The organism is Paractinoplanes tereljensis, assembly GCF_016862435.1.
GTDB lineage: Bacteria > Actinomycetota > Actinomycetes > Mycobacteriales > Micromonosporaceae > Actinoplanes > Actinoplanes tereljensis.
Genome location: NZ_BOMY01000024.1, coordinates 50,367 through 67,121, shown reverse-complemented (window position 1 = coordinate 67,121; position 16,755 = coordinate 50,367). Strand labels below are relative to the sequence as shown.

The window sequence follows — 16,755 nt, the reverse complement described above, 5'->3', positions numbered from 1 at the left end:
GAAGGTCAGGGTTGAGTGGAGGTTTTCACACCTTCTCGAAACCTGTTGGTAATAGGCAGGCGACGATCGCGGCCGAACGCCTTGCCGGAGATCTTGGGCCCGGGCGCGGATTGCCGGCGCTTGTATTCGGCCAGGTCAACCAGCCTGAGCACACGGTCGACCAGGGCCGGGTCGTTGCCCGCCGCGATCAGCTCGGCGCGGCCCAGGTCATCATCCACATACCCCTTGATGATCGGATCAAGCACCGCGTAGTCGGGCAGTGAGTCGGAGTCCTTCTGGTCGGGCCGCAGCTCGGCGCTCGGTGCCTTGGTGATCGAGTTCTCCGGGATCGGCGGGTCGCCCTGGGTGTTCCGCCAGCGGGCCAGCTGCCACACCATCGTCTTGGGTACGTCCTTGAGCGGGTTGAAGCCGCCGACCGAGTCGCCGTACAGCGTCGAATAACCCACCGCGAGCTCACTCTTGTTACCGGTGGTGAGCACGAGGTGGCCCTCCTGGTTCGACAGCGCCATCAGGATGACGCCGCGCACCCGGGCCTGCAGGTTCTCCACCGCGAGCCCGGACAGCGCCATGTTGGCCAGGAAGCCGTCGACCATAGGCTGGATGGCCTCGGTGCGGTAGTCGATCCCGGTCCGTTTCGCGAGCTCGGCGGCGTCGTCCTTGGAGTGGCTGCTGGAGTAGCCGCTCGGCATCGAGACCGCGAAGACCCTTTCCGGCCCGAGAGCGTCGACCGCGATCGCGGCGACGACCGCCGAGTCGATTCCGCCCGACAGTCCGAAAATTACCGATCTGAAACCATTTTTGTTGACATAGTCGCGCAGGCCGAGCACCAGTGCCGACCAGACCTCGGCCTCGTCGGCGATCCGTTCGGCGACACCGCCGTCCCTTTTGTCCCGGCGACTCGGGTGCGGCTCGGAGGCCAGAACCACCCGCTCGATCTCCATCTCGTGGGCGAGATACTGCTCCACGATCGGCAACGGTGCCGCGTCCGTTTTTTCCGCTTTGTTAGGCGTGGCGTCGGCGGCGGGCAGCGACAGGTCGTGGATCAACAGCTCCTCGGTGAACTGCCCGGCCCGGGTCAGCAGCTCCCCGTGCGCCGTCACGATCATCGAGTCGCCGTCGAAGACCAGCTCGTCCTGGGCGCCGACCGCGTTCACGTAGGCCACCGTCGCGCCGGCCTCGGCCGCCCGCCGCATCACCAGCGGCAGCCGCACGTCGTCCTTGTTCAACTCGTACGGCGAGGCGTTGATGTTGAGCACCAGCCCCGCCCCGGCCCGCCGGGCCGCCGTGAACGGCCCGCCGGCCTGCCAGATGTCCTCGCAGACGGTGAGCGCGACGTCGACCCCGCCGAGGCGCACCACGGTCAGTGAGTTGCCCGGTTCGAAGTACCGATCCTCGTCGAAGACCCCGTAGTTGGGCAGGTGGTGCTTGAAGTACTTCGCCGCCACCTTTCCCCCGAAAAGCAGCGCCGAGGCGTCCCGGCGCCCGCGCCCCGGAGTGGCCTCAGCACTGGTGGCGGGCGGCCCGTCCGCGTCGACATATCCCACTACGACCGCCAGATCGCCCAACCCGTCGGCGGCAAGATCGGCCGCGAGACGCTCGAGGGACGACACGGATGCCGCGACGAACGAGTCCCGGAACACCAGATCCTCGATCGGATATCCGGTCAGCATCATCTCGGGAAAGGCGACGAGCTGAGCCCCCGCCTCAGCGGCCTCCCGCGACCAGCGGCGCACCGCGGCCGAGTTGCCGGCGATGTCGCCGACCGTCGAGTTCACCTGAGCCAGGGCGATCCGAAGCGTGGGCATGCCGCTTATTCTTCCCCAGAGTGCCACCCCGGCACCCCGCGGCAGCCCCCGCGCAGCGTAATCTCGGCGTAATGGCGCCGGGTGAGACTGGCTTGTCAAGGCCCCACTACCAGGAGTGAACGTGGACCGACAGCAGGAGTTCGTGCTTCGCACTCTCGAGGAGCGCGACATCCGTTTTGTCCGGCTCTGGTTCACCGATGTGCTGGGCACCCTGAAGAGCGTCTCGGTGGCGCCGGCCGAGCTCGAGTCCGCCTTCGAGGAGGGCATGGGCATCGACGGCTCGGCGATCGAGGGCTTCGCCCGGGTCTACGAGTCGGACATGGTCGCCATGCCCGACCCCACCACGTTCCAGGTCTTCCCGTTCGAGGGCGGCGTCTCCGGCGAGAGCGCCCGGATGTTCTGCGACATCCTGCTGCCCGACGGCAGCGCGGCCTGGGCCGACCCGCGGCACGTGCTGCGCCGCGCGCTGGCCAAGGCGGCCGAGAAGGGCTTCACCTTCTACACCCACCCCGAGGTCGAGTTCTTCCTGATCCAGGACGGCCCGCTGGACGGCAGCCTCCCGGTCCCGGTCGACACCGGCGGCTACTTCGACCACACCACCCACTCGGTGGCCCGCGACTTCCGCCGGCAGGCCGTGCTGGCCCTGGAGCGGATCGGCATCTCGGTCGAGTTCAGCCACCACGAGGTCGCCCCCGGCCAGCAGGAGATCGACCTGCGTTACGCCGACGCGCTGAGCACCGCCGACAACATCATGACGTTCCGGCACGTGGTCAAGGAGGTGGCGCTCTCCCAGGGGGTGCGGGCCACCTTCATGCCGAAGCCGTACACCGACCAGCCCGGCAGCGGCATGCACACGCACCTGTCGCTGTTCGAGGGCGAGCGCAACGCGTTCTACGACAACGACGACCCGCAGAAACTGTCCAAGACGGCCCGCGCGTTCATCGCCGGCCTGCTGGTGCACGCGCGGGAGTACACCGCGGTCACCAACCAGTGGGTCAACTCGTACAAGCGCCTGTTCCCGCTCCAGCTGCCCAACGCGATCACCGAGAGCCCCGCGTTCGTGAGCTGGGGCCACCTCAACCGCAGCGCCCTGGTCCGGGTGCCCGCGTTCGGCAAGCCCAACTCGGCCCGCGTCGAGGTCCGCTCGATCGACTCGGCCACCAACCCCTACCTGGCCTTCGCGGTCATGCTCGGGGCCGGCCTGAAGGGCATCGAGGAGGGCTACGAGCTCCCGCCCGGCGCCGAGGACGACGTCTGGTCGATGTCGCCGGCCGAGCGCAAGGCGATGGGTTACGAGGCGCTCCCGGAAAACCTCTCCGAGGCGATCGACGTGATGAGCAAGTCCGAGCTGGTCGCCGAGGTCCTCGGCGAGCACGTTTTCGACTTCTTCCTGCGTAACAAGCAGGCCGAATGGGAGCAATACCGGCGCGAAGTCACGCCTTACGAGCGGCAACGTTATCTGGGCGCTCTGTAAGCGGGTCGAGTTGTTCTTGTACGGTCTCTCCTGACCTCTGTTAAGGAGAGACCGTGCTGCAAGATCTGCTTGAGGGTGCTGGCCGCAGCATCGTGTTCGGACTAGTCGGTATCGGCCTGATGGCCGTCGGATATGTCTTGATCGACCTGCTCACGCCCGGCAAACTGCGGGACCTGATCTGGACCGATCGCAACCCCAACGCTTCCCTGCTGCTGGCCGCCAACCAGCTGGGCATCGCCCTGATCGTCTTCACAGCGATCTTCACGAGCTACGACTCGTTCGGCCGGGGTCTGGCCTCCACGGTCATCTTCGGCCTGGTCGGCATTGTCGTGATGGGCCTGGCATTCCTGGTTCTCGACTGGATGACCCCAGGAAAGCTAGGCGAAGTCATCTGCACCCCCGACCGCCACGGCGGCGCGATGGTCTCGGCCGCTTCGCATTTCGGCGCCGCGCTCATCATTTGCGCCTGCATTTCCTAAAACCCATACAGGTACGGCGTAGCCCGGTCCCGTAGTGCACGGGCCGGGCACTGCCAACTAACCCTCCGTGCCGCCACCATCCGGCCAGACCCGGCGGCCCACCCAGGCCACCGAGGCGCAACTCACCCCAGTCCCGCCGCCCCCGCCCAACCCACCCCGCCGCAGCGGAGCCCGCCGCGCCGCGGCACGGCCCTGCGCGCACGGCACGGCGCGGCACGGCGCGGCGCGGCGCGGCACGGCGCGGCGCGGCACGGCGCGGCACGGCGCGGCGCGGCCCCGGATCTTGTGGATCTGCTGCTCGGCGCAAACAGCAACCCCACAAGATCGCACTACCCGCGGACACAGCCCGGCCGGGCACGGCACAGCCGTAGACCTTGCGGAACCGCCGCACGGCGCGGACAACAACCCCACAAGATCGCGCTACGCGCGAGCGCAGCCCAGCACCTCACAGCGCAAGCCGTAGACCTTGCGGAACTGCCGCTCACTGCGAACAGCAACCCCACAAGATCGCACTACCCGCGGACACAGCCCGGCCGGGCACGGCGCAGCCGTAGACCTTGCGGAACCGCCGCACGACGCGAACAACAACCCCACAAGATCGCGGTGCGCGCGGGCCCGGCTCGGTGCGGCTCGGCCGGGCACGGCACCGCCGTAGATCTTGTGGATCTGCTGCTCGGCGCGGACCGCAACGCCACAAGATCGCGCTACGCGCGGGCCCAGCCCGGTGCGGCACAGCGCAGCCGTAGACCTTGCGGAACTACCGCACAACGCGAACAGCGACCCCACAAGATTGCGCTACGCGCGAGCGCAGCCAGCACGGCACGGCGCAAGCCGCAGACCTTGCGGAACTACCGCACGACCCGAACAACAACCCCACAAGATCGCGCTACGCGCGGGCCAAGCCCGGTGCGGCACAGCGAAGACGTAGACCTTGCGGAACTACCGCACGACACGGACGGCAACACCACAAGATCGCGGTGCGCGCAGGCCCAGCCGCACGCGGCCCAGCCCCACCCGGCCCAGCCCCACCCGGCCCGGCGCGGCCCAGCCCGGCGCGGCGCGGCCCAGCCCGGCGCGGCGCGGCCCAGCCCGGCGCGGCCCAGCCCGGCGCGGCGCGGCCCAGCCCGGCGCGGCGCAGCCCGGCGCGGCCGTAGATCTTGTGAATCTGCTGCTCGGCGCAAACAACAACTCGACAAGATCGCGCTGCGCGCGGGCCCGGGCCGGCACGGTGCGCACGGCGCGGCCGTGGATCTTGCGGAGCTGGCGCGCGGCGCGGACAGCGACTCGACAAGGTCGGGCTCGGGTGGCGGGACGGCGGCGGATATAGGCGGTTTATCGGGTCTGTTACGCGGGGCCGTCCGGAGTTTGGGAGGGCGGGACCGGGGATCGCCATGCGGGACGGCGGCTTGGGCTTTGGGAGCCCGTGAGCTGCCAGGCGGGATGGCGGCGGGTCAGGCGGTGTGTTCGAACTCGACCTTTCGGGTGGTGGGGTCGGCGACTGTCAGGCGGGCTCGGATGCGTTCGCCCAGGGGCAGTTCGCCCAGGCAGCGGGCGCGGACGGCTGGGTCGTCGAGGGCCACCGTGCCGCCCGGTGGGCGGTTGCGGCCGGGGTCGTCGCGGTCGACCACGCCGGCCTCGAAGGTCTCGCCGACCCGACCGTGCAGAAGCACCGCCTCGGCCAGGTCGATGGCGCCGCGGTTGGCCGCTCCAGCCAGCCGGTCGGTGTCGGCCATCGCCTTGGGCAGCTTCGGCAGCGCCTCCCGGGCCCACTCCGGCACCTCAGAGCCGGCCACCAGCGCCAAGCAAACCTCGGTCGCGTAGCGGTCGGCCAGTCGCCGCAGCGGGGCCGTGACGTGCGCGTAGGGCGCGCCGACCCCGCCGTGCCCGGTCTCGGCCGGGGGCGGCCCGTCGAACGGCGTGTAGGCCGCCCCACGCAGCAGCTCGGCAGCCTGGTCGAGGAAGGCGGCCCCGCGCGGGGTGGCCGGGTCGACGGCCGCCACCACCGAACCCACCGAGGCACCGGCCGGCCACGGCACCCCGAGCGACCCGGCCGCGGCCCGTAGCTTTTCCACCGCCTCCGGCTTCGGTGCCGGCATGGTGCGCAGCAGGCCGACGCCGCCGCGCAGCATCAGATCGGCCGCGGCCATGCCGGTGAGCAGCGAGATCTGCGCGTTGTGCTCCTCGACCGCGAGCGGCGCCCGGAGCATCAGCCGCCAGCCGTCGCCGTCGCGCTCGACCTCCTGCTCGGGCAGCGGCAGGTTGACCGCGCCCCGTTCGCTGGCCCGCCGGGCCAGCAGCGTGCCCAGCTCGGGCAGCAGCGCGAGGGAATCCGGCGCCTGCCCGGCGTCGACCTGACGCTGTACGCCTTCGTAGTTCAGCTTGGCCCGGCTGCGGACCCGTGCCCGCTCCAGCTCGACGGCCACGATCGCACCGTCCGGGTCGAGGTCGATGGTCCACAGGACCGCGGCCCGCTCGACGTCCGGGAGCAGGCTGGCCGCGCCTTCGCTGAGCACCTCCGGATGCAGCGGGATCCGCCCGTCCGGCAGATAGATCGTCTGCCCCCGCACCCAGGTCTCGGCGGCCAGCGCCCCGTCGGGCCGCACGAACGAGGCGACGTCGGCGATCGCGTACCGCACCCGGTAGCCGCTGCCGCTCCGCCGCTCCAGGTGCATCGCCTGGTCGAGATCCTTCGAGGTGGCCGGGTCGATGGTCACGAACGGCACGTCGGTGCGGTCCACCGCCGGCCCTCGAGCCGCCCCGGCCGCGGCTTCCGCCTCGGCAATCGCCTCCGCCGGGAACTCCCCCGGCAGCCGCAGCTCCCGCCGCAGCACCGAGAAGTCAATCTGCGGCGCCCACACCCGTTTGATCGGCACGCCCCATTACTACCACCGGCCGCGCAACGCATACTGCTCCGCCATGGACCTGGACGAGTATCAGCGCGGCGCCCTGCGCACGGCCGCCCCGCGCGACAAGCGGAACGAGCTGCTCCACCTGGTGCTCGGGCTGGTCGGCGAGTCGGGTGAGGTGGCCGAGAAGTTCAAGAAGTGGGTCCGGGACCTGGACAGCGACGAGTCCCGGCTCGATCGGGCCGACATCGCCAAGGAGCTGGGTGACGTGCTCTGGTACCTGGCGGTGCTGGCCGACTATCTCGATCTCTCGCTGGATGACATCGGCGCGGCCAACCTGGCCAAGCTGGCCAGCCGGCAGGGGCGCGGCGTGCTGGGTGGCAGCGGCGACAACCGCTGAGCCGGCCACCGGAAAATGCCGATGGCCACGCCCGGAGGCGTGGCCATCGGAGAACCGCGGATCAGGCGCGCTTGGCCGCCACCTTGCGGGCGGCGGTCTTGCGGGCCGCCGTCGGCGAGTTGCCGGCCGCCGCCTTGCGGGCCGCGGCCGGCGTGGTGGCCTTCGCGACCTTGGCCGCGTTGGTGCCCGAGTTCTTGGCGGTAGCCGCCGCCCGGCCCACGTTCGTCGCCTTGGCGCGGGCGGTCGTCTTGGCCGCCCGGGTGGCCGTGTTGGCTGCCTTGCCCGCCGTCGAGGCCGCCTTCTTGGCCGGAGCCTTCGGCGCGGCCTTGGTCGCCACCTTCTTGGCGGCGGTGGCCTTGGCGGTCCGCGTGGCGGTCGCCCGGGTCGCCTTCGGAGTGGCGATCTTCGTGGCCGCCTCGGTGGCGGCCTGGTTGCCGGCCGACTTCGCGGCCCGCCGGTTGGCCGCGGCCATCTTGGAGGCCGACGAGTTCGCCGACTTGGCCGCGCCCCGGTTGGCCGCCGCCAGCTTGGAGGCCGACGTGTTGGCCGACTTCGCCGCGGCGCGGTTGGCCGAGGCCAGCTTGGACGCGTTGGTACCGGCCGCCGAACGAGCCGCGGCCCGGTTCGCCGACGCCGTCTTGGACGAGTTCGCGCCGGCCGCCGAGCGAGCCGCCGCCCGGTTCGCCGACGCCGTCTTCGAGGACGCCGCGCCGGCCGCCCGAGACGCACCGCGGTTTGCCGACGCCGTCGCGGACCGGCCGCCGGCTGCCTTCGCGGCACCCCGGTTGGCCGCCGCCGTGGTGGACTCGGCCGTCTTGGCCGCCGCCCGCGCCATCGCCGCCGTGGTAGCCGCGGTCGCACTCACCTTCGCGGCCCGGCCGGCCGTCTTGGCCACCGCCGACCGCGCGGCGCCGGCCTTGGCCGGCGCCTTCTTGGCGGCCGACTTGGTGGCCGGAGCCTTCTTTGCCACGGCCTTCTTGGCCGGCGCCTTCTTGGCCGCCACCCGCGCCGCCGCCGCAGCCTTGGTAGCCGCGGCCTTCGTCGCCGTAGCCTTCGCCGCCGCGGTCTTGGCAGCCTTCGCGGCCGCCGCCTTCGTAGCCGTGGCCTTGGTCGCCGTGGCCTTGGTAGCCGTGCTCTTCTTCGCCGCCGTGGACTTCGCCGCAGTGGCCTTGGTCGCGGTCGCCTTGGTCCCGATCGCCTTGGTGGCAGCGGCCTTCGTCGCACCAGTCCGGGTCGCGGTGGTCTTCGTCGCGGTGGCCTTGGTCGCGGCCTTCGTGCTCTTGATGGCGGTGGCCTTCGCTGTCGTCGCCTTGGTGGTGGATCGGGCCGCTGCGGCCGTCCGGGACCCGGCCGCCTTCGTGGCCGACGCGGCCCGGGTGGCGGTCTTCTTGGCCGCCGCCGTACGCGGCCCGGTGCTCTTCGCCGCGGCGGCGGCCTTGCCGGTGGCCGCCGTGGCCCGCGCGGCCGACTTGGCGGCGGTCTTCACCGCGGACTTGGCGGCCGTCTTCTTGGCCGAGTCCGACGTGATCACCGGCATGCCGGAGATCGACCCGATAACGGCCGGCATGTCACTCTCCTTGCTGCGCCGCGCTGTCGACTTCCGGGCCGGCGTGATGCCGGACTCGGTCGCCTCGGACATTGCGGGTTCGGGCGCCAGCGGCATGTCATCGTCCATGTCTGCGGCCGGTGTGGGCTCCGGCGGAATCGTCGCGGTGGTCATGCCCGGCATCGGGCTCAGCGCTGCCGCGGCACGCCGCGGCGTGACCGGCCGGCTCTTACGGGAAGCGGCCCGCCCGGCGGCCGCGGTCTTCACGCCCGCCGTCCGGGTCGAGCCGGCTTTCAGGCCCGCACCGCGAGTCGACGCCGCACCGGTCCGGGACGCGGAGGCGGCGGCCGGCTTCGAGGTGGTGGGCTTGGGGGGAGGCGTCGGCTTCGGCGCCGGCTTGGCCGCTCCGGCCCGCGTGACGGTCGCCTTGCCGGCCGCCGTGCGCCCAACCGCCGCCTTACCGGCGGTCACCCGGCCGGCCGAAGCCTGCCCGGGAACCGCACGCCCGGCGGTCGTGCGTCCGGCAAGGGCCCGCGCGGCGGTCTTGCCGGCGAGCCCGGCCTTCACGGCCGAACCCATACCGCTTTTTCGCGAAATTTCGGACCGGGCCGCGGCGGCGGACTTCGCGGTTTCCACCGACTTCGCGGTCGCGGAGGTCTTGGTCGCAGCGGCCTTGGCGGCGGACGGCTTAGCGGTGGACGCTTTGGCCGCGGATCGCGCCGAAGCGGACTTCACGGCGGGCTTCGTCGCCGTGGCGCGGTTCGGGGTGCTGGGCTTGGGCACCGCGGGGCGGGTCGTGGTCGTCGTGCGTACCGTCGTCGTCTTGGTGGTCCGGGAGGTCGCGGCCGCGACCTTTGTCCCGGCCGTACCGGCGGGCTTGCCGGGAGCTGACGCTCTGGTCGAAGCCTTTTTGGCAGCGGCCATCTGGGTGTTCCTCCTTGCGAATGACTGCGGGCTCGTCTCCGCCTGGAGACTACGAATTCCGGCTTGGACACAGGGGGTCACTAAGCCGGTGTTAGCTTGCCTCCCCGGTCCAGCGGGCATCCTCGGCATCCCACTCGGCATTGCGCTTCTCGACGGTTTCGAGTGCCCGCGTCGCTTCGTCAGCCGTGGCGTAGGGACCGAGCCGGTACTGAGCGGGACACACGTCATCGCCAGTCTCGACACGGCTGTCGCGAAGGCACCAAAAATAGCCGCCTCCGCCGGGCCCACTGTCGTTCATGCAATCACTGTGCACCTCAAACCGACCATCCGCCACCGATTCGGGCAAAAAGTCCCAAATTTCCAATGTGGACTTCACGTTTGAGGTAACGAAAAACGCCCCGGCCGGAAATGGCCGGGGCGGTTTTCGAAAGAAATCAGCGGAGCTCGGCGGCCACCAGCTCGGCTACCTGTACGGCATTGAGCGCCGCACCCTTGCGCAGATTGTCGTTGGACACGAACAGTGCAAGACCGTTCTCCACCGTCTCGTCGGCCCGGATCCGGCCGACGTAGGACGGGTCGCGACCGGCCGCCTCGAGCGGGGTCGGCACGTCGGACAGTTCGACGCCGGGCGCGGTCGCCAGCAACTCCCGGGCACGGGCCGGCGACAACGGCCGGGCGAAGCGCGCGTTGAGCTGCAGCGAGTGACCGGTGAAAACCGGGACCCGCACGCAGGTGCCGGAGACCAGCAGGCCGGGCAGATCGAGAATCTTGCGGCTCTCGTTGCGGAGCTTCTGCTCCTCGTCGGTCTCGTCACGACCGTCGTCGACGATCGAGCCGGCCAGCGGCAGCACGTTGAACGCGATGACCTTGCTGAACGAGCGGGGCGTCGGGAACTCGACGGCCGCGCCGTCGTGGGCGAGTTCGGTGGCCCGGTCGGCGACCTTCTTGATCTGCTCATCGAGTTCGCTCACGCCGGCCAGCCCGGCGCCGGAGACCGCTTGGTAGGTGGTGGCGACGAGCGCGGTCAGGCCGGCCTCGTCGTGCAGCGGGCGCAGCACCGGCATCGCGGCCATGGTGGTGCAGTTCGGGTTGGCGATGATGCCCTTGGGCCGGTTGCGGGCGGCGAGCGGGTTGACCTCGCTGACCACCAGCGGGACGTCGGGATCCATGCGCCAGGCCGACGAGTTGTCGATCACGACCGCCCCGGACGAAGCGACCCGCGGCGCCAGCTCCTTGGAGCTGCCCTTGCCGGCCGAGAAGAGCACGATGTCGAGACCGGAGAAGTCCGCGGTCGCGGCATCTTCGACGGTCACCTCGCCGTCACCCCACGGAAGAGTGCGGCCCGCGCTGCGGGCGGAAGCGAAAAGCCGGAGCTGGTCTACGGGAAACTCGCGCTCGGCCAGGATGCGGCGCATGACGCCACCGACCTGTCCCGTCGCGCCGACGATGCCGATCCTCATGCCGACAAAAGTACGGCCTGATCAGCCCGCAAAGAAATCGACTAATCCACCGCGTACCAAAGAATGGGATTTTTGTTCCAAATAGCAAGACGGCGGGGCTAGCTTCGAAGGCATGGCGACCTACACGCACGGACATCACGAGTCGGTCTTGCGCTCACACCGCTGGCGCACCGCAGAGAATTCGGCGGGCTACCTGTTGCCGCGGCTGAATTCCGGAGTTTCGGTGCTCGACGTCGGTTGTGGTCCCGGCACCATCACCGCCGACCTGGCGACCATCGTCACACCGGGCCGGGTCACCGCCCTCGAGGTCACCGCGGCGGCGCTCGACCTGGCCCGGGCCGAGATCGGCCGGCGCGGGCTGACCAACGTCGACTTCGCGGTCGGCGACGTGCACGCCCTCGACTTCGCCGACGACACCTTCGACGTGGTGCACGCCCACCAGGTGCTGCAGCACGTGACCGACCCGGTGGCCGCGCTGCGCGAGATGCGCCGGGTGGTCAAGCCGGGCGGCGTCGTGGCGGTGCGCGACAGCGACTACGCGGCGTTCACCTGGTTCCCGGCGCGGCCCGAGCTGAGCGAGTGGCTCGATCTCTACCAGCGGGTCGCCCGCGGCAACGGCGGCGAGCCGGACGCCGGACGCCGGTTGCTGGCCTGGGGTCGCGCGGCCGGATTCACCGACGTCACCGCGACCTCGAGCACCTGGTGCTTCGCCAACCAGGAGGACCGGGACTGGTGGGGCGGCATGTGGGCCGACCGGGTGCTGAAGTCGGATATGGCGGCGACCGCGCTGCGAACCGGCGCCGCCACCCAGGAAGACCTGCAGCGCATCTCGGACGGCTGGCGCGCGTGGGCGGCCGACCAGGACGGCTGGCTGTCCCTGCTGCACGGGGAACTGGTGGCTACGAAGTAACGAGTCCGGGGACTTTGTCGGGCTTGAAGCCCCAGTGCCAGCTCTCCCGGGCCGCGGTGTTGTAGAAGCCGTACTTGTCGGCGTTCTCCCGCACCCAGGACAGCGCCTTCGAGTTCAGGTCGAGGTCGGTGGCCATGCCCCAGCCGTGTTCGCTGGTGCCGGGCTTGGCCGCCAGCCCGCCCTGGGAGTACAGCCCCTTGCGCTTGGCCAGGTCGACCTGCTCGGCATAGGGCCGGTACGAGTCGGTGATCCCGATGGTGACGCCGTCCTTCTTGGCGTCCGCGATCATCTGGGTCAGCTTCTCGGCGGCCGGCGCCCACAGCTTGTGCCGGGTGCCGCCGACCTGCTCGAGCGCGGTGGCCGGGATCTTCCCGTTGCCGTACCCGGTCAGTTCGGTCGGAATGCCCTTGGCGTTCAGCTGGTAGGTGCGCCCGGAGGTGGGTGCCTGCTGGACCGCCTGCGACAGATAGCTGGCGAAGTCGTCGCCCGCGCCGGCGGTAGGGGTGCCCTGCGTACCCTGCGTTGTCGTGGTGGTTGCCGTTTTTTGCGTCTGAAGCGCGATAATCCGGCTCTGGATGCTCGCGATCCGCGAGCTCATGCCCTCGATTCCCACGAAGTTCCGTTCGGCGCTCAGCCAAATTTCTGAGCCGGAATCCGGATCGTGTGCCCGGTGTGCTCGACCTTGGCCTGCAGATAACGGACGTTGGCCGCGGAGGCGTACACCCGGGTCGGAAGCACCTCCCGCACTTTCACCCCCAGCGCCGCCAGCTGGGCCGACTTGTCCGGGTTGTTGGTCAGCAGGTCGATCGGGCCGGCGCCCAGCACGTCCAGCATCTGGGCGGCGGCGGTGTAGTCACGTTCGTCATCGAGATGCCCGAGCGCCCGGTTCGCGGCGTAGGTGTCCAGGCCGGAGTCCTGCAGCGCGTAGGCGTCGAGCTTCGCGTACAGCCCGATCCCCCGGCCCTCCTGGCGCAGGTAGAGCAGGTAACCGCCGGTGACCGAGATCCGCTCGACCGCCTCGCGCAGTTGCGGACCGCAGTCGCACCGCTGTGACCCGAAGACGTCCCCGGTCAGGCACTCGGAGTGCAGCCGCACCAGCGGCACCTCGGTGACCGGGCCGAACGCCAGCGTCAGGTGCTCCTTGCCGTCGGCGAGGCCGGTGAACGTGCTCACCCGCGCGAGAGCCTCGAAACCGTCGGGAAAGCGCAGCGGGACCGGGACGCTGGTGCGGATGGCGGCGGACATGCCCGCCACGATCGGTCGCCCGGGGCCATCGGCTTAGAGGTTCACCGGCTCCCGGCGTTCGGCGCCCTCGAGTCGCTCGACGAAGTCCAGCTCGACCTCGGAGGTGCGGTTCTTCCGGTTCGGCAGCATGTTGGTGATCAGCACGATCAGCGCGCCGATGCCCGCGTACAGGCTGAGGACCAGCAGGTGCTGGTGGATCGGGGCGGCCGGGAAGTAGAGATCGTCGCGAACCGCCTGCACGCCGGCCCCGGTCGGCAGGTTCTCGCCGAGATGCTTGCCGAAGGCCGGCAGGAACTCCGGCAGGATGCTGGCCCCGGAGATGACCGTGCCGAGCGTGAAGTACATCGCGCCGATCAGCGCGCCGGCCGGGCCGAACAGGGCGACCGCACCCGCTGTGGAGGCGGTGATGGCCAGTGAGATCAGCGAGAAGATGCCGAGCATCTCGCCCCGGTCGGCGGTCTCCCCCACCCCGAACCAGGTCATCGACCAGAGGATGACGGCGGCCGAGGCCACCGCGTACAGGATCAGGATCGAGACGTGCGCGACGCCGCGCCGCCAGGAGCGGCGGGCCCGCGGGATCAGCCGGCCGAGCCCGAGCGAGGCGATCGTGCCGCCCAGCGCGAGGGCCTGGGTGAGGAAGCCGAGCGATACGCCGTTGACGTCGTCGCTGGGCAGCGGCACCACGTCGGTGATGGTCGGCGGCGTGTTCAGGTCCTGCGCCTCGCTGACCTTCATCGTGTCGCCGGCCTCGGCGGCGATCACGTCGAGCGCCTCGGCGGTCTGCTGCTGCACGACGGTGGTGTAGGTGGTCTTCAGCAGGCTGGCCGCCGCGGTGCCGGCCGCCCCGGCCACGTACAGGTGCGGCTTGCTGGCGGTGATGTCGACGCCGCCGTACACATCCCGGCGCTTGATCGCGATGATCAGGTCGTCGGCGGTGGCGTAGTCGGTGACCTTGAAGTACTCGTTCTGGGTGAGCAGGGTCATCACCGCGGCCCGCTTCGCGGCCGGTGAGACCAGGCCGACCGGCAGGTGGTGCGGCTGCGCCTTGTGGCCCATGCCCAGGTAGTAGGCGGTCAGCCCGAGCTGCACGAGCACCCCGATCAGACAGACCGCCAGCGCGAAACGCCGGAACTGCAACACCGACTCCACCGGTTGGTTCTCTTGCGTCACTCCCTGAGCATTACGGACGAAAACCCATCATGCGGCCGTTTCGCCGATCAGGGCGAGAAGTGCCCGCGCCGCCGCGCTCGGCGCCCGCAGCGCCGACACGGCCACCCCGAGAGGCCAGTCCAGGTCGGCGCCGGTCACGCTTTTCAAGATCAAACCACGCCGATCCGGTACGGCGAACGGCGGCAGAACGGCAATACCGAGCCCTTCCCGTACGAAGCTGGCACCGCTCCCGATATCGATCACCTCGATGCCGACCCGGCGCTGGATCCCGGCCGCCGCGAACGCCCGGTCCACCACCACCCGGTTGCCGTAGCCCTCGGGAAAGTCGACGAACGCCTCGTCGGCCAGGTCGGCGATGGTGACCTCGTCGTTGCCGGCCAGCCGGTGCCCCTCCGGAAGCACCAGGTCGAGCCGCCGCCAGGCCACCTGCCGCACGGTGATGCCGGCCGGCGGCCGCCCCGGCACCGACACCAGCGCCAGGTCGAGGGACCCGTCGGCCAGCCCGTCGAGCAGCCCGACCGAACCCCGCGGCGACACCGTGAGCTGCAGTTTCACCCCCGGGTGGGTGCGGTGGAACGAACCGATCAGGGTCGGCACGTCGATCAGCCCGACCGAGGTGAGGGTGCCGATCCGCAGTGTGCCGCGCAGCCCGCCGCGCACCTCGGCGACCACGTCCCGGGCGGCCTGCGCGGCGTCCAGCGCGGCCCGGGCCCGAGGCAGCAGCGCCTCCCCCGCGTCGGTGAGCGTCACCCGCTTGGAGTTACGTTCCAGCAGGTCGGCTCCGAGATCTCGTTCCAGTGCTTTGATCACCGAGGAGACCCCGGACTGAACCACATGCAGGCGTACGGCCGCGCGGGTGAAGCTGCGCTCCTCGGCGACGGCCACGAAGTATTCGAAGTGCCGTAGTTCCACGTGGCCGATCATCTCATCTGGTGATGCTGATCAGCAGTAATCATCGTTGGACGAGATGCTTGTGTCGGCGCAATCTGAGGTCATGACAGTCCTGACCAGCCCCCGTCCCGTCGCGAAGACCGGTTCGGCCCGGCACGGCATCGCCTTCTGGCTGATCGCCGCGGTGTTCGTGGTGTCGCTGGCGTTCTCCACCGTGCCCGCCCCGCTCTACCCGCTCTACCAGCGGCAGGACGGCTTCTCCTCGTTCACCGTGACGATCGTCTTCGCGGTGTACGCGGTGGGCGTGATCATCAGCCTGCTGCTCGCCGGGCACGTCTCGGACTGGGCCGGCCGGCGCCGGATCCTGCTCCCCGCGCTCAGCCTCGAGATCGTCGCGGCCGTGCTCTTCCTCGCCTGGCCCGCCCTGCCCGGCCTGATCCTGGCCCGGTTCCTGACCGGCCTGGGCGTCGGCATGATCACCGCGACCGCCACCGCGTACCTGCTGGAGCTGCACACCGCGCACCGCCCGGCCGCCGGCCGCACCCGGTTCGAGATCGTCTCGGCCGCCGCCAACCTGGGCGGGCTGGGCGCCGGAACCCTGGTCGCCGGTGCGCTGGCCCAGTTCGCGCCCGCTCCTTTGCGTACCCCGTACGTCGTCTTCCTGATCTTGCTGGCCCTCAGCGTGGTCGCCGTCGCCGCCGTGCCCGAGACGGTGACCGCGCCGGCCGTACGGCCGGCCTATCGGCCGCAACGCATCCGGGTGGCCGGCGGCGACCGGATCGCCTACCTGGTCGCCGCGGCCGGAGCGTTCACCGCGTTCGCCGTGTTCGGCCTGTTCACCTCGCTCGCGCCGGGCTTCGTGGCCGGTTCGCTGCACCACCCGGGCCGGCTGCTGGCCGGCACCACCTCGTTCCTGGTGTTCGCGGCCGGCGCCGCCACCCAGTCGGCGTCCGGCCGGCTGACCCCGCGGCAGCGTTTCCTGACCGGCCTGCTCGCCCAGGCCGCCGGCCTGCTGGTGGTCGCGGCCGCGACCCAGGTCACCTCGCTCGGGCTGTTCCTGGCCGGCGGCGCGCTGGCCGGCGCGGGCGCCGGGATCCTGTTCAAGTCGGGCGTCGGGGTGGTCGCCGCCGCGGCCGCAGCCCACGAACGCGGCGAAACCCTGGCCGGGCTGTTCCTGATCGCCTACCTCGGGCTGGTCGGCCCGGTGCTGGGTCTGGGCATCGCGACCCGCTATGTGCCGGCCACCACGGCGCTGCTCTGGTTCACCGGATTTCTGCTGGCCCTGCTGGCCGGTATCGCGGTTCTCGATCGTTTCCGCCGTTCTTGAAACGATTTGGTGATTACCACCACGGTGCTGGTCGGCAGCGGAATACCGATCAGCACCGTCCGGCTTGGAATTCTCGTCAAAAAATGGCACGCCTGGCCGGAAAACGCGCGACTGATCCGGAACACGCGGCCATCGGCCAAGACCAGAATCACTGTTTCCAGCGATGTCGCATCAAGCGCCAGCAATGCCCGTTTGTTGTTTTTCACCTCGCGGACCTGCTCTTTTGTGGATCAAGCTCGGCCTGTGACGCGCTCCGCGTTGACGTGCAAGTTGCACGA

The 16,755-nt window shown here is 70.5% G+C and carries 14 protein-coding genes; 6 read left to right on the top strand and 8 right to left on the bottom strand.

From position 1 onward, the window contains the following. Positions 1 to 5: 5 nt before the first annotated feature. Positions 6 to 1,805 (bottom strand): NAD+ synthase, encoded by a 1,800-nt coding sequence (locus Ate02nite_RS18730; protein WP_203807215.1) that lies wholly within the window; start codon positions 1,803 to 1,805, stop codon positions 6 to 8. A 121-nt stretch (positions 1,806 to 1,926) separates the two neighbouring features. Here Ate02nite_RS18730 and Ate02nite_RS18725 point away from each other — a divergent pair, with 121 nt between their 5' ends. Both Ate02nite_RS18725 and Ate02nite_RS18720 read left to right on the top strand, forming a co-directional pair. Further along, positions 1,927 to 3,279, top strand: coding sequence for a glutamine synthetase family protein (locus Ate02nite_RS18725; RefSeq protein WP_203807213.1), 1,353 nt, complete (start codon positions 1,927 to 1,929; stop codon positions 3,277 to 3,279). Between the two features lie 53 nt (positions 3,280 to 3,332). After that, complete coding sequence (locus Ate02nite_RS18720) at positions 3,333 to 3,758, top strand: DUF350 domain-containing protein (RefSeq protein ID WP_203807211.1); 426 nt, start codon at positions 3,333 to 3,335, stop codon at positions 3,756 to 3,758. Between the two features lie 1,451 nt (positions 3,759 to 5,209). Here Ate02nite_RS18720 and Ate02nite_RS18715 read toward each other — a convergent pair. After that, positions 5,210 to 6,631, bottom strand: a complete 1,422-nt coding sequence (locus Ate02nite_RS18715; protein WP_203807209.1) for an RNB domain-containing ribonuclease — start codon at positions 6,629 to 6,631, stop codon at positions 5,210 to 5,212. Positions 6,632 to 6,674: 43 nt separating this feature from the next. Here Ate02nite_RS18715 and Ate02nite_RS18710 point away from each other — a divergent pair, with 43 nt between their 5' ends. Then, positions 6,675 to 7,004 (top strand): nucleoside triphosphate pyrophosphohydrolase family protein, encoded by a 330-nt coding sequence (locus Ate02nite_RS18710; protein WP_203807208.1) that lies wholly within the window; start codon positions 6,675 to 6,677, stop codon positions 7,002 to 7,004. Between the two features lie 61 nt (positions 7,005 to 7,065). Here Ate02nite_RS18710 and Ate02nite_RS18705 read toward each other — a convergent pair whose 3' ends face one another. After that, a complete protein-coding gene (locus Ate02nite_RS18705; RefSeq protein ID WP_203807206.1) occupies positions 7,066 to 8,571 on the bottom strand; it encodes a hypothetical protein in 1,506 nt (501 codons plus the stop codon). Here Ate02nite_RS18705 and Ate02nite_RS18700 point away from each other — a divergent pair. Then, a complete protein-coding gene (locus Ate02nite_RS18700; protein WP_203807204.1) occupies positions 8,540 to 9,856 on the top strand; it encodes a hypothetical protein in 1,317 nt (438 codons plus the stop codon). The two genes, Ate02nite_RS18705 and Ate02nite_RS18700, sit on opposite strands and share 32 nt — an antisense overlap. A 52-nt stretch (positions 9,857 to 9,908) precedes the next feature. Here Ate02nite_RS18700 and Ate02nite_RS18695 read toward each other — a convergent pair whose 3' ends face one another. Further along, on the bottom strand, positions 9,909 to 10,934 hold the full coding sequence (locus Ate02nite_RS18695) for an aspartate-semialdehyde dehydrogenase (protein ID WP_203807202.1): 1,026 nt from the start codon (positions 10,932 to 10,934) through the stop codon (positions 9,909 to 9,911). Positions 10,935 to 11,046: 112 nt separating this feature from the next. Here Ate02nite_RS18695 and Ate02nite_RS18690 point away from each other — a divergent pair, with 112 nt between their 5' ends. Then, entirely contained in the window at positions 11,047 to 11,844 is a 798-nt protein-coding gene (locus Ate02nite_RS18690) for a class I SAM-dependent methyltransferase (protein ID WP_203807200.1), read from the top strand. Here Ate02nite_RS18690 and Ate02nite_RS18685 read toward each other — a convergent pair. The 4 genes from Ate02nite_RS18685 to Ate02nite_RS18670 are packed head-to-tail and all read right to left on the bottom strand — an operon-like array spanning position 11,834 to position 15,171. After that, complete coding sequence (locus Ate02nite_RS18685) at positions 11,834 to 12,442, bottom strand: M15 family metallopeptidase (protein WP_239147511.1); 609 nt, start codon at positions 12,440 to 12,442, stop codon at positions 11,834 to 11,836. The two genes, Ate02nite_RS18690 and Ate02nite_RS18685, sit on opposite strands and share 11 nt — an antisense overlap. Positions 12,443 to 12,474: 32 nt before the next feature. Further along, positions 12,475 to 13,089 (bottom strand): GTP cyclohydrolase II, encoded by a 615-nt coding sequence (locus tag Ate02nite_RS18680; RefSeq protein ID WP_203807196.1) that lies wholly within the window; start codon positions 13,087 to 13,089, stop codon positions 12,475 to 12,477. A gap of 33 nt (positions 13,090 to 13,122) precedes the next feature. Continuing rightward, positions 13,123 to 14,259, bottom strand: coding sequence for an MFS transporter (locus Ate02nite_RS18675; protein WP_203807194.1), 1,137 nt, complete (start codon positions 14,257 to 14,259; stop codon positions 13,123 to 13,125). Positions 14,260 to 14,286: 27 nt separating this feature from the next. Then, on the bottom strand, positions 14,287 to 15,171 hold the full coding sequence (locus Ate02nite_RS18670; protein WP_203807192.1) for a LysR family transcriptional regulator: 885 nt from the start codon (positions 15,169 to 15,171) through the stop codon (positions 14,287 to 14,289). An 82-nt stretch (positions 15,172 to 15,253) separates the two neighbouring features. On the opposite strand from Ate02nite_RS18670, the gene Ate02nite_RS18665 reads away from it, so the two are divergent. Beyond that, a complete protein-coding gene (locus Ate02nite_RS18665) occupies positions 15,254 to 16,477 on the top strand; it encodes an MFS transporter (RefSeq protein ID WP_203807189.1) in 1,224 nt (407 codons plus the stop codon). The last annotated feature ends 278 nt before the right edge of the window (positions 16,478 to 16,755 follow it).

Coding starts and splice junctions, on each gene's coding strand:
- Ate02nite_RS18730 (WP_203807215.1), bottom strand. CDS start 1,805: ATGCCCACGCTTCGGATCGCCCTGGCTCAGGTGAACTCGACGGTCGGC.
- Ate02nite_RS18710 (WP_203807208.1), top strand. CDS start 6,675: ATGGACCTGGACGAGTATCAGCGCGGCGCCCTGCGCACGGCCGCCCCG.
- Ate02nite_RS18700 (WP_203807204.1), top strand. CDS start 8,540: ATGCCGGAGATCGACCCGATAACGGCCGGCATGTCACTCTCCTTGCTG.
- Ate02nite_RS18705 (WP_203807206.1), bottom strand. CDS start 8,571: ATGCCGGCCGTTATCGGGTCGATCTCCGGCATGCCGGTGATCACGTCG.
- Ate02nite_RS18695 (WP_203807202.1), bottom strand. CDS start 10,934: ATGAGGATCGGCATCGTCGGCGCGACGGGACAGGTCGGTGGCGTCATG.
- Ate02nite_RS18690 (WP_203807200.1), top strand. CDS start 11,047: ATGGCGACCTACACGCACGGACATCACGAGTCGGTCTTGCGCTCACAC.
- Ate02nite_RS18685 (WP_239147511.1), bottom strand. CDS start 12,442: ATGAGCTCGCGGATCGCGAGCATCCAGAGCCGGATTATCGCGCTTCAG.
- Ate02nite_RS18680 (WP_203807196.1), bottom strand. CDS start 13,089: ATGTCCGCCGCCATCCGCACCAGCGTCCCGGTCCCGCTGCGCTTTCCC.
- Ate02nite_RS18665 (WP_203807189.1), top strand. CDS start 15,254: ATGACAGTCCTGACCAGCCCCCGTCCCGTCGCGAAGACCGGTTCGGCC.